We start from the raw sequence: 10,405 nt of genomic DNA on the forward strand, positions 1-10,405 counted from the left end.
GGTCGTGGGTTCGCTGTGGTGGACGGGGATCACACCCCGCTTCGCCGCGGATCGGCCGGGCGGGGCCGGCAAGGACGGGCGAGGGGATGATCGTGCTGGACGCTCCGAGGCAGGCCGAGGCGAGCCTCGTGCGCGCGGCCGACGCGCCGTCCGATGCCCCGTTCTCCGACGCCCCGTTCCTGGCCGCCTTCCGGGCCAGCGAGGCACCGATGGTGATGACCGACCCGGCCCTGCCCGACAACCCGATCGTGTTCGCCAACCCGGCCTTCTGCCATCTCACCGGCTACGCGGCCGACGAGGTCGTCGGCCGCAACTGCCGCTTCCTGCAGGGGCCCGGGACCGACCCGTCCGACGTCGCCCGGGTGCGGGAGGCGGTCGGCCGCGGCGAGCCGCTGCGGATCGACATGCTCAACTACCGCAAGGACGGCCGGCCGTTCTGGAACGCCATGACCCTCACGGCGGTGCGGGACGAGGCCGGGGCGATCCGCTCCTACTTCGCGGTGCTGACCGACGTCACCGGCACCAAGCAGGCCGAGCGCGCCCTGGCGCGGGAGAAGGACGGGCTCGCCCAGGACGTCGAGGCCCGCAACCTGGCGCTCCAGGCCGCCCTCGACCAGCAGACCGCCCTGCTGCACGAGGTCGACCACCGGGTGAAGAACAACCTCCAGGTCATCTCCTCGCTGATGCTGCTCAAGGCCCGGCGCTCCCGCGATCCGGCCTGCCGCGACGTCCTGCGCAGCATGGCCGACCGCATCGGCGCCCTCGCCACCGTGCACCGCCTGCTCTACTCGCTCAGCGACGTCGGCCGCTTCGACCTGCGCGACTTCGCGGCCGATTTCGCCGCCGACCTCGAGGCCGGGCTCGATCCGGACCGGATCGCCCTCACGGTCGACGTCGAGGCGGTCGCCGTCACGGCCTCGATGGCCGCGCCTCTGGCGCTCCTGGTGCACGAGCTCGCCGTCAACGCGGTGCGGCACGCCTTCCCGGGCGAGCGCCACGGCCGGGTCACCATCACGGCGAGGCGGCGGGACGACAGCCTCGTCCTGGAGGTCAGCGACGACGGGATCGGCCTGCCGGCGGACATCGACAATCCGGAGGGGTTCGGCCGCGACCTCGTCGCCATGCTGGTGCGCCAGCTGCGGGGCCGCCTCGCCTTCGAGGATCTGGGCCCCGGCACGCGGGCCCAGGTCGTGCTGCCCCTTGGGCCGGGCCATTGAGCGCCGGCTCCCTGCGCGTCCTCATCGTCGAGGACGAGGCGTTCATCGCCCTCGAGCTCGAATGCCTGCTCGAGGAGGCCGGCCACGTACCGGTCGGGGTGGCGGCCCGCGCGGCCGAGGCGGTCGCGATGGGCCGCGACCTCGCCCCCGACGTCGCCCTCGTCGACATCCACCTCGCCGACGGCCCGACCGGCGTCACGGTCGCGCGCGCGCTCAGCGCCCGCCCCGGCACCACGGTGCTGTTCACCACCGCCAACGCCAAGCGCGTGCCCGACGACTTCGCGGGCGCGGCCGGGATCATCGCCAAGCCCTATTCCGAGCGGGTGATCCGTGCGGCGCTGGCCTACGTGGCCGGGCGGTACCACGGCGGGACGCCGGCGGAGGTGCCGGACGGGGTGGTGCTGGCGCCGGGCGATCGCGGAGATGGCGCCGCCCGCACCGACCTGCCCGCCTGACCGCGTTACGAGACGATGCGGATGCAAGGCCGTCGGGGATGACCCGGAAAGCTCCAAGACCCGGAGCTGCTCCCAACACCAGCACCGGCCATCCCTGAGGGCGGCGACGGGCTCGCGACGAACCGGCCGCCCGCCGGTCCGCGCATCCGGGAGGATCGTTCAGCATGGGGGGCGGAGCGATCGGGGATTGACCGCCCGGGGCGGCCGGAAACGCCCGTCACGACAGATCGTGGAGGTCCTTGCCGGTCGGAACGCCGACCGTGAATTCGGAGAACGCGACGCTCAGGCCGGCGCGTTCCGGCGTACAGCACATCGGGCCGACGCTGTACGAGGATACGGCGGGGAACGGGCACAGCCTCATCAGCAGCCAATTCCGTCCGTCGGACGACACCTGCAGCCGCAGCACGCCGGCGGCGACGGTCGCCCGCAGCCAGACATCCCCGGCATCGCGACCGTAGGGCGCGGTGGCCCAGTCCGACCGATCGATCGTCAGCACGCTGCCGATCATCGGGATCCCGTCCGACCACTCGATCCCGGCCTTGACCCACTCGCGGGGAGAGACCCGCACCATCAGTCCGGCCTGATCGTACAGCTCACGGTACTGGGCCCGGACCCGCACCTGCGCGGTGAAATCACCCGCGGTTCTGACCTCGAAGACGTGCCCCGTGTCCCGGATGAAGCCGTAATGGGTCTCCCGCCAGAAATCCGTACCCCGATCCGTGACGACGTGCAGGATATCCCCGTCCAGACGCCAGTCGGCGGGCTCGTTGAGCCAAGAGCCGTCCTCGAAACCCATCGTCACGCCTCGCCGCATCGCCCGTGCGGGCCATGCGCTCGAGCGTCGGTCGGCATCGTGCCTCCCGCCCGATCGACGACAGCCCTCTGCAGATCTGTTGCAGCCTGTCGCAGGGTCAAGAGAGGGAGGGGCCTCGACCTACCCCTCCTTGCGCGCCGCCTTGAGCCGGTAGAGGGCATCCAGCGCCTCCCGCGGGCTCAAGGCATCCGGGTCGATCCCGTCGAGCAGGAGCCCGACCGGATCGGGCTTCTCCACCGGCGGTGCCGGCGGGGGCGGGGCGGTCGGCATCGCCCCGAAGAGGGGCAGCTCGGCCGGCGCCTTCGTGCGGCCGCGGCCGCCCTCCCCCCGCTCCAATTCGGCCAGCAGCGCCTTGGCGCGGGCGATCACCGGGGCCGGGAGCCCCGCGAGGCGCGCGACCTGGAGGCCGTAGGAGCGGTCGGCGGCGCCCGGCACCACCTCGTGCAGGAACACCACGTCGCCCTTCCACTCGGTCACCTTGAGGGTGGCGTTGGAGAGGCGGTCCAGGCGCTGCGCCAGGCCGGTCAGCTCGTGGAAGTGGGTGGCGAAGAGCGCCCGGCAGCCATTGGTGCCGTGCAGGTGCTCCAGGCACGCCCAGGCGATCGACAGCCCGTCGAAGGTCGCGGTGCCGCGGCCGATCTCGTCGAGCACGACGAGGGAGCGCTTGGTCGCCTGGTTCAGGATCGCGGCAGTCTCGACCATCTCGACCATGAAGGTCGAGTGGCCCCGCGCCAGGTCGTCGGCGGCGCCGACTCGGGAAAAAAGCCGGTCGACGAGGCCGAGATGGGCGGACGTTGCCGGCACGTAGGCGCCCATCTGGGCGAGCACCGCGATCAGCGCGTTCTGGCGCAGGAACGTCGACTTGCCGCCCATGTTCGGGCCGGTGACGAGGAGGATCCGGCCCGCTTGCGTCCCCGACAGGTCGCAGGCATTGGCGATGAAGGCCTCGCCGGCCTTCGTCAGCGCCGCCTCGACGACGGGGTGGCGCCCGCCCTCGATCCGGAAGGCGAGCCCGTCGTCGACGGTCGGCCGGGTCCAGTTCAGCTCGACCGCCAGTTCCGCGTGCGAGGCCGCGACGTCCAGCGCCGCGAGGGCGCTCGCCGCCGCCACGATCGAATCGGATTCCGCCATCACGGCCCGGGACAGGGTCTCGAAGATCTCGAGCTCCAGGGCGAGGCCGCGCCCGGCGGCGTTGGCGATCTTCGTCTCCAGCTCGCCCAGCTCGACGCTGGTGAAGCGCATCGCGTCCACCATGGTCTGGCGGTGGACGAAGGTGGCGCGCCAGGGATCCTTCAGGAGGGTCTCGCCGAAGGCCTGCGGCACCTCGATGTAGTAGCCGAGCAGGTTGTTGTGCTTGATCCGGAGCGTCCGGCAGCCGGTGTCGGCGGCGTAGCGGGCCTGGAGCCCGGCCACGACCTGACGCGAATCGCGCTGGAGCGTGCGGGTTTCGTCCAGTTCCGCCCGGTAGCCCTCGCGCACGAAGCCGCCGTCACGGCGCTGGAGCGGCAGGTCGTCGGCGAGCGCCGCGGCCAGGTCGTCGGCCAGGTCCTCGCTCAGGCCCGCCAGGATCCGGGCGGCCTTGCCGATCTCGCCCGGCAGCGCCCCGGCGCCGGCCAGCGCCGTCGCGATGCCGCGGGCGGCGAGCAGGCCGTCGCGCAGGGCTGCAAGGTCGCGGGGCCCGGCCCGGCCGAGGCCGATCCGGGTGAGCGCCCGGGCCATGTCGGGGGCGCGGGCCAGCTCGGCCCGTAATTCGGCGCGCAACGCCCCCTCGCCCACCAGGAACGCGACCGCGTCGTGCCGGCGCCGGATCAGCGCGAGGTCGGTCGAGGGGCCGGCGAGCCGCTCGGCCAGCAGCCGGGCGCCCGCGCCGCCGACCGTGCGGTCGATGGCGGCGAGCAGGCTGCCGGCCCGCTCGCCCGAGAGGGTGCGGGTGAGTTCGAGGTTCTGACGCGTCGCCGCGTCGATCATCAGGCTCGCGCCCGCCGCCTGGCGGGTCGGCGGGCTCAATGTGACCTTGGCGCCGAGCTGGGTGCGGGCGATGTAGTGCAGCACGGCGCCGGCCGCCGCGACCTCGACCCGGCTGAAGGCGCCGAAGCCGTCGAGGGTCTGGACGCCGAACTGCTCCTTGAGCGCCCGCTCGGCGGAGGCCGGGTCGAGGTCGCCGCGGCCGACCGGCGTCACGGCGGCCCGGCTGTCGCGCCAGAGGCGGGCGAGGTCGGGATCCTGGTGGATCGCCTCCGCCATGACGATCTCGCGCGGGTCGAGCCGGGCGATCTCGGCGGCAAGCCCCGCGCCGTCGACCTCGCCGAGGGAGAACCGCCCGGTCGAGATGTCGACGGCCGCCAAGCCGTAGGCCCAGGCCGAGTCCGAGGCGCGCCGGCGGGCGAGCGCGAGCAGGACGTTGGCGCGGCCCGGATCGAGGAGGCGGTCCTCCGTGATGGTGCCGGGGGTGACGAGGCGCACCACCTCGCGCCGCACCACCGACTTCCCGCCCCGCTTCTTCGCCTCCGCCGGGTCCTCGGTCTGCTCGCAGACCGCGACCCGGTGGCCCAGCCCGATCAGGCGCTGGAGGTAGTCGTCGGAGCGCTCCACCGGCACGCCGCACATCGGGATGTCGGCGCCCGCATGCTTGCCGCGGCGGGTCAGCACGATGCCGAGAGCCCGCGAGGCGATCTCGGCATCCTCGAAGAACAGCTCGTAGAAATCCCCCATGCGGTAGAACAGCAGGGAGTCGGGATTCGCCGCCTTGATCTCGATGTACTGCGCCATCATCGGCGAGACCTTGGTCTCGTCGTCGGGGGCGGCGGCCCGGCGGGTGCGGGCGGGGGCTGGAGGCGCCTCGTCGGTCGGCGCGCAAGCCTCGTCGCGCAGCAGGCGGCGGCCGGTGTCGCTGTCCATCGTCATGAGATCTTGGGCTGTCGTCGGATCCGCGGCGAAGTGGTCTGCCAGACTAGCAGAGGCCCGCAGCCACGCTCCAGACCGGCACATCGGGGAAGATGGGGATGGTCGTCCCCTGCTGAAAATGGCGCGGCGACGGGCATTCGCGACGCAAGGCCGCCTGAGCCGGCCGGATCATGGCCCGACGGGACGGGTCCCCCGTCCGGAGGTGGTGGCGAGGACGCCGACGGCGATGCAGCGCGAGCTGCCGCTCGCCTCTTCGCCGGGCATCGCCGCGCCGGCACCCGGCGCGACGAGAGCCCCGACCCTCAGGCGATCAGGCCGCGGTCCAGTTCGAGCACCTTGAGCAGCTGGCCGTCCGGCATGCGCAGCGTCAGCATGCGGCCGAACGCCTCGTCGGCAACGCCCCGGACGATGCGGTCGGGCGCCCGGAGCCGCAGATGCGCCTCAAGGCGCTCAAGCGGCTCCGCGCTGACGAAGTGCAGCTCCACCGGCCCCGCCTCGGGACCGGGCGGATGCGCCAGCAGGCTGACATGCGAACTGCCGAAGCGCATCAGCGCCCAATCCCCGTCCCGGCTCCCATAGACCAGGGACCCGCCGAGCCGCTCGTAGAAGCCGATGGCGGACGCGATCTCCGCCACATGGACCATCGGCTGGACCTGAAGGCCGAACCCGCCCGCCGACACCGCGTCACCCATCCCGTCCTCCTTGCCGCAAGTAGGCTTCCAGGGCGGCCGCGACGAGGTCCGAGAGGGACATCTGCGCGTCGAGGGCGCGGTACTTGACCCGCCGGACGAGGTCCGGCGGCAAGTACACGTTGAACTGCTGCTTGGTGCGGCCTTCCGGCGGGCCGCGGCCCTCGTTCCGTCCGTTCATGGTAGCTTGCTAGCATGCTAGTAAGCTGGGGGCAAGCGTCTCGGCGGACGGGACGGCGGCCACGGGTGCGGGCCGCGCCGCCTGCGCCGTCCACGCCGCGGCCTTGCGCCATCCTGGACGGCCGAGACGCCGGAGAGGACGGGCGCGCCGACCCGAGCCCGGCGGGTATCGCTTGAGCCTCAGGCCGTGCGGCTCTAAGGGACTCCTCCCACCGTCACCCGCACCGACCAGAAGAAGAAGGCAGGCATGAGCGAGTCCCGCCCCGTCACCCGCCGCAAGCGCCCGACCTTCACCGACCAGGAGGCGCTGCTCTTCCACCAGCAGGGCCGCCCGGGCAAGCTGGAGGTGGTGGCGACGAAGCCGATGGCGACGCAGCGCGACCTGTCGCTCGCCTACTCGCCCGGCGTCGCCGTGCCGGTGCTGGCCATCGCGGACGATCCGGCGCTCGCCTACGACTACACCGCCAAGGGCAACCTCGTGGCGGTGATCTCGAACGGCACCGCGATCCTGGGCCTGGGCAATCGCGGCGCGCTCGCCTCCAAGCCCGTGATGGAGGGCAAGGCGGTCCTGTTCAAGCGCTTCGCCGACATCGATTCCTTCGACCTCGAGGTCGGCACCGAGGACGCCGAGGCGTTCATCAACTGCGTGCGCTACCTCGGGCCGACCTTCGGCGGCATCAACCTGGAGGACATCAAGGCCCCCGAGTGCTTCATCATCGAGGAGCGCCTGCGGGAACTGATGGACATCCCGGTCTTCCACGACGACCAGCACGGCACCGCGATCATCTCGGCCGCCGGCATCATCAACGCCCTGCATCTCACCGGCCGCGACATTGCCGAGGCCCGCCTCGTCGTCAACGGCGCGGGGGCGGCGGGCATCGCCTGCATCGAGCTCGTCAAGGCGCTGGGCTTCCGCTCCGAGAACGTGATCCTGTGCGACACCAAGGGCGTGGTGTTCCAGGGCCGCACCGAGGGCATGAACCAGTGGAAGTCGGCGCACGCGGTCGCGACCGCGAAGCGCAGCCTCGCCGAGGCGATGGAGGGCGCCGACATCGTGTTCGGCCTCTCGGTGAAGGGCGCCTTCACGCCTGAGATGATCGCCTCGATGGCGCCGCAGCCGATCATCTTCGCGATGGCCAACCCCGATCCGGAGATCACCGTCGAGGAGGTGGCCCAGGTCCGCGACGACGCCATCGTGGCGACCGGGCGCTCGGACTACCCGAACCAGGTCAACAACGTCCTGGGCTTTCCCTACATCTTCCGCGGCGCGCTCGACGTCCAGGCGACGACGATCAACATGGAGATGAAGATCGCGGCGGCGCAGGCGCTCGCCGCGCTCGCCCGCGAGGACGTGCCGGACGAGGTCGCGGCGGCCTACCAGGGCGCGCGGCCGCGCTTCGGGCGCGACTACATCATCCCGGTGCCGTTCGACCCGCGCCTCATCCACACCGTGCCGCCGGCGGTGGCGAAGGCCGCGATGGAGACCGGCGTCGCCCGCAAGCCCATCGCCAACATGGACCGCTACCGGGCCCAGCTCTCGGCCCGCCGCGACCCCGTCGCCGGCACCCTCAACCGGGTGTTCGAGCGGGTGCGCAAGTTCCCCAAGCGCGTCGTCTTCGCCGAGGGCGAGGAGGAGGTGGTGATCCGCGCCGCCGTGTCCTTCGTCAACCAGGGCCTCGGCACCGCGATCCTGGTCGGGCGCGAGGACCGGGTGGTGGCCAATGCCGAGGCCGCCGGCATCGACCTGACGGGCCGCGACAACATCGAGATCCACAACGCCGCGAAGTCTCACCGCAACCAGGTCTACGCGCAGTTCCTCTACGCCCGGATGCAGCGCAAGGGCCTGCTGTTCCGCGACTGCCAGCGCCTGATCAACCAGGACCGCAACCACTTCGCGGCCTCGATGGTGGCGCTCGGCGACGCCGACGCGATGGTGACCGGCACCACCCGCAACTACTCGATCGCTCTCGAGGACGTGCGCCGCGTGATCGATCACAAGCCCGGCCACCGGGTGATCGGCGTCTCGCTCTGCCTCGCCCGGGGCCGCGCGGTGCTGGTCGCCGACACGGCCATCCACGAGATGCCGAGCGCCGAGGAGATCGCCGGGATCGCCATCGAGGCCGCCGGCGTCGCCCGCCGCCTCGGCTACGAGCCGCGGGTGGCGCTCCTGTCCTTCTCGACCTTCGGCCATCCCAAGGCCGAGCGCGCCGAGAAGGTGCAGGAGGCGGTCAAGATCCTCGACGGGATGCGGGTCGACTTCGAGTACGATGGCGAGATGGCGGCCGACGTGGCGCTCGACAAGGACCTGCTCGCCCAGTACCCGTTCAGCCGCCTCAAGCAGCCGGCCAACGTCCTGGTGATGCCGGCCTTCCACTCGGCCTCGATCTCCACCAAGATGCTGCAGGAGCTCGGCGGCGCCCAGGTGCTCGGGCCGCTGATCGTCGGCCTCGACAAGGCGGTGCAGATCGTCCCGCTCGGGGCGACCGATGCCGACCTCGTCAACATGGCGGCGCTCGCCGCCTACAACATCGGCGGGTAACCGCCATCCCGGAGCCTGGTAGGCTCCACGTCATCCCATCCACGACCTCATCCTGAGGTGTCAGTCGATCGCAGATCGACTGGCCTCGAAGGAGGCATCCAGGGATCCCTGCGATTGCTGGAGGCCTCCTTCGAGGCTCCCTGACGGTCGCACCTCAGGATGAGGTCGCGGGTGGGAGAACGGGGACGCGGCACCCTTGCGCTGGCACGCTCAATCGCCACCCGCCCCGCGGGCGGCCACCTCCCGCGCCCGGTCCCGCACCAGCTCTTCCGGCACCAACGTCGCTGCGTCCTGGCGCGCCGCGATGGCCGCGAGGCGCATGGGCCGGTACTCCCAGGCGTCGACCCCGACGTCGCAGGAGCGGGTCGTGTCGGGGAGCGTGCCGTGGGTGTGGCCGTAGAGGTGGCGGGTGCCGCGCCACAGGCCCGGCCAGGCCCGGTGGGCATAGTGCGCGAGGAACAGCCGCCACTCGCGGCCGTCCTCCCGGAGGGTCAGCCGCGCACTCTCGACCGGCGGGTCGGCCCAGGGCAGGTCGAGGACGCGGTTGCTGTCGTGGTTGCCGCGCACCAGCCGCTTGACGCCGTTGAGCCTGGCGAAGATCGCCGCGCAATGCGCGCGCTCAGCATGGGCCGCGAAGTCGCCGACATGCCAGACCTCGTCCTGCGGCCCGATCACGGCGTTCCAGTTCGCCACCAGGGTCTCGTCGTGCTCGGCGAGCGAGGCGAAGCGGCGGCCGCGCTGGCGCAGGATGTGGGCGTCGCCGAAATGCGTGTCGGCGGTGAAGAAGACGGCCATGCGCACCCGGGTCGGAGCGGAACGGATGCGGGGTGAGATGGGGCGGCGGCGCCCGGCGGCACGGGGCCTGATCGCCGCGCGGAGCGCCGAGCAGCGTTCGTCGCCGGAGACTGTCTGAGTATCAAGAACCTGCCATGCCTGGGCCGCGCGAGTAGCCGTCTTGCGGCTCGCTGTCAGCGGCTGGGCGATCGAGAAAGAACGGATTCTGATTGGTCTTTGCTCGGTAATTCCCATATCGGTTCAGGTATGTAAACAGCTTATCAAAATCTTCGTTCGTGGCATCTTCGGTAAGTGATGCCATCCAGTCGGCGATCGCTTGCCTCACAGGCTCTGCATAATGCGGATATATTTTTAGGAAAAAATGCTCATGCTCGACCTGATCCTCAAGCCGCAGGGCCAAATTCGAGAATGTCTTGCTTGAGACTGGCATGAATCTCACCGATACTGCTTGTGACTATCGTGGAACCGTAGCGCTGCATCTCTGTCAAAATTCAGGTAGCGGCCATCGTTGAAGCGTCCGGACGAAAAGCCCGGCAATGTCGGGTAAGTGGCGGGGTCGACGATCTCCATACCCAGGTTGCGGTACCAGGATAACAGGCGGGGGCCCCCTTTGGGATCGGCATGAAGCCACAGGCGGCCTTCGCATTCATTCAACGCGATGCAGGCAGCGACGTCGAGGGCTGCTCGGCCGATCATCTTCGGCTGCGCCACGTTTCCCCGCCGATCTGCTGACGCTAGGGCCTGTTGTCACTTGAACCACAGTAGTGTGGAGGCAAGGCAAAGGACGCCCATGAAGCTGACGGCGGTCTTTT

At 71.0% G+C, this 10,405-nt stretch carries 10 protein-coding genes; 3 read left to right on the forward strand and 7 right to left on the reverse strand.

The window, feature by feature from the left end:
* The first annotated feature begins 92 nt into the window (after positions 1–92).
* Both EU555_RS11965 and EU555_RS11970 read left to right on the forward strand, forming a co-directional pair.
* A complete protein-coding gene (locus EU555_RS11965) occupies positions 93–1,217 on the forward strand; it encodes a PAS domain-containing protein (protein WP_342636469.1) in 1,125 nt (374 codons plus the stop codon).
* On the forward strand, positions 1,214–1,672 hold the full coding sequence (locus EU555_RS11970) for a response regulator (RefSeq protein ID WP_135414856.1): 459 nt from the start codon (positions 1,214–1,216) through the stop codon (positions 1,670–1,672). The genes EU555_RS11965 and EU555_RS11970 overlap by 4 nt, the downstream gene beginning before the upstream one ends.
* A gap of 217 nt (positions 1,673–1,889) precedes the next feature.
* On the opposite strand, the gene EU555_RS11975 is transcribed toward EU555_RS11970, so the two are convergent.
* From EU555_RS11975 to EU555_RS11990, 4 genes are all read right to left on the reverse strand, one after another.
* Positions 1,890–2,468 (reverse strand): DUF1349 domain-containing protein, encoded by a 579-nt coding sequence (locus EU555_RS11975; protein ID WP_205820890.1) that lies wholly within the window; start codon positions 2,466–2,468, stop codon positions 1,890–1,892.
* Positions 2,469–2,606: 138 nt separating this feature from the next.
* Positions 2,607–5,390, reverse strand: coding sequence for a DNA mismatch repair protein MutS (gene mutS / locus EU555_RS11980; protein WP_135414858.1), 2,784 nt, complete (start codon positions 5,388–5,390; stop codon positions 2,607–2,609).
* 302 nt (positions 5,391–5,692) lie between these two features.
* Complete coding sequence (locus EU555_RS11985; RefSeq protein WP_135414859.1) at positions 5,693–6,082, reverse strand: VOC family protein; 390 nt, start codon at positions 6,080–6,082, stop codon at positions 5,693–5,695.
* Complete coding sequence (locus EU555_RS11990) at positions 6,075–6,260, reverse strand: ribbon-helix-helix protein, CopG family (protein WP_135414860.1); 186 nt, start codon at positions 6,258–6,260, stop codon at positions 6,075–6,077. The genes EU555_RS11985 and EU555_RS11990 overlap by 8 nt, the downstream gene beginning before the upstream one ends.
* Before the next feature lie 246 nt (positions 6,261–6,506).
* Between EU555_RS11990 and EU555_RS11995 the strand changes: the two genes are divergently transcribed.
* Complete coding sequence (locus EU555_RS11995) at positions 6,507–8,798, forward strand: NADP-dependent malic enzyme (protein WP_135414861.1); 2,292 nt, start codon at positions 6,507–6,509, stop codon at positions 8,796–8,798.
* Positions 8,799–9,008: 210 nt separating this feature from the next.
* On the opposite strand, the gene EU555_RS12000 is transcribed toward EU555_RS11995, so the two are convergent.
* The 3 genes from EU555_RS12000 to EU555_RS12010 form a co-directional block, all read right to left on the reverse strand.
* Entirely contained in the window at positions 9,009–9,593 is a 585-nt protein-coding gene (locus EU555_RS12000) for a metallophosphoesterase (protein WP_135414862.1), read from the reverse strand.
* Between the two features lie 121 nt (positions 9,594–9,714).
* Entirely contained in the window at positions 9,715–10,023 is a 309-nt protein-coding gene (locus tag EU555_RS12005) for a hypothetical protein (protein ID WP_135414863.1), read from the reverse strand.
* 5 nt (positions 10,024–10,028) lie between these two features.
* On the reverse strand, positions 10,029–10,304 hold the full coding sequence (locus EU555_RS12010; protein ID WP_135414864.1) for a hypothetical protein: 276 nt from the start codon (positions 10,302–10,304) through the stop codon (positions 10,029–10,031).
* Between the last annotated feature and the right edge of the window lie 101 nt (positions 10,305–10,405).

It is taken from the genome of Methylobacterium nonmethylotrophicum, assembly GCF_004745635.1.
GTDB lineage: Bacteria > Pseudomonadota > Alphaproteobacteria > Rhizobiales > Beijerinckiaceae > Methylobacterium > Methylobacterium nonmethylotrophicum.

What these genes read in the sequence shown, in the direction of transcription:
- EU555_RS11975 (WP_205820890.1), bottom strand. Translation starts at nt 2,468, where the DNA reads ATGGGTTTCGAGGACGGCTCTTGGCTCAACGAGCCCGCCGACTGGCGT.
- mutS (WP_135414858.1), bottom strand. Translation starts at nt 5,390, where the DNA reads ATGACGATGGACAGCGACACCGGCCGCCGCCTGCTGCGCGACGAGGCT.
- EU555_RS11985 (WP_135414859.1), bottom strand. Translation starts at nt 6,082, where the DNA reads ATGGGTGACGCGGTGTCGGCGGGCGGGTTCGGCCTTCAGGTCCAGCCG.
- EU555_RS11990 (WP_135414860.1), bottom strand. Translation starts at nt 6,260, where the DNA reads ATGAACGGACGGAACGAGGGCCGCGGCCCGCCGGAAGGCCGCACCAAG.
- EU555_RS11995 (WP_135414861.1), top strand. Translation starts at nt 6,507, where the DNA reads ATGAGCGAGTCCCGCCCCGTCACCCGCCGCAAGCGCCCGACCTTCACC.
- EU555_RS12000 (WP_135414862.1), bottom strand. Translation starts at nt 9,593, where the DNA reads ATGGCCGTCTTCTTCACCGCCGACACGCATTTCGGCGACGCCCACATC.
- EU555_RS12005 (WP_135414863.1), bottom strand. Translation starts at nt 10,023, where the DNA reads ATGCCAGTCTCAAGCAAGACATTCTCGAATTTGGCCCTGCGGCTTGAG.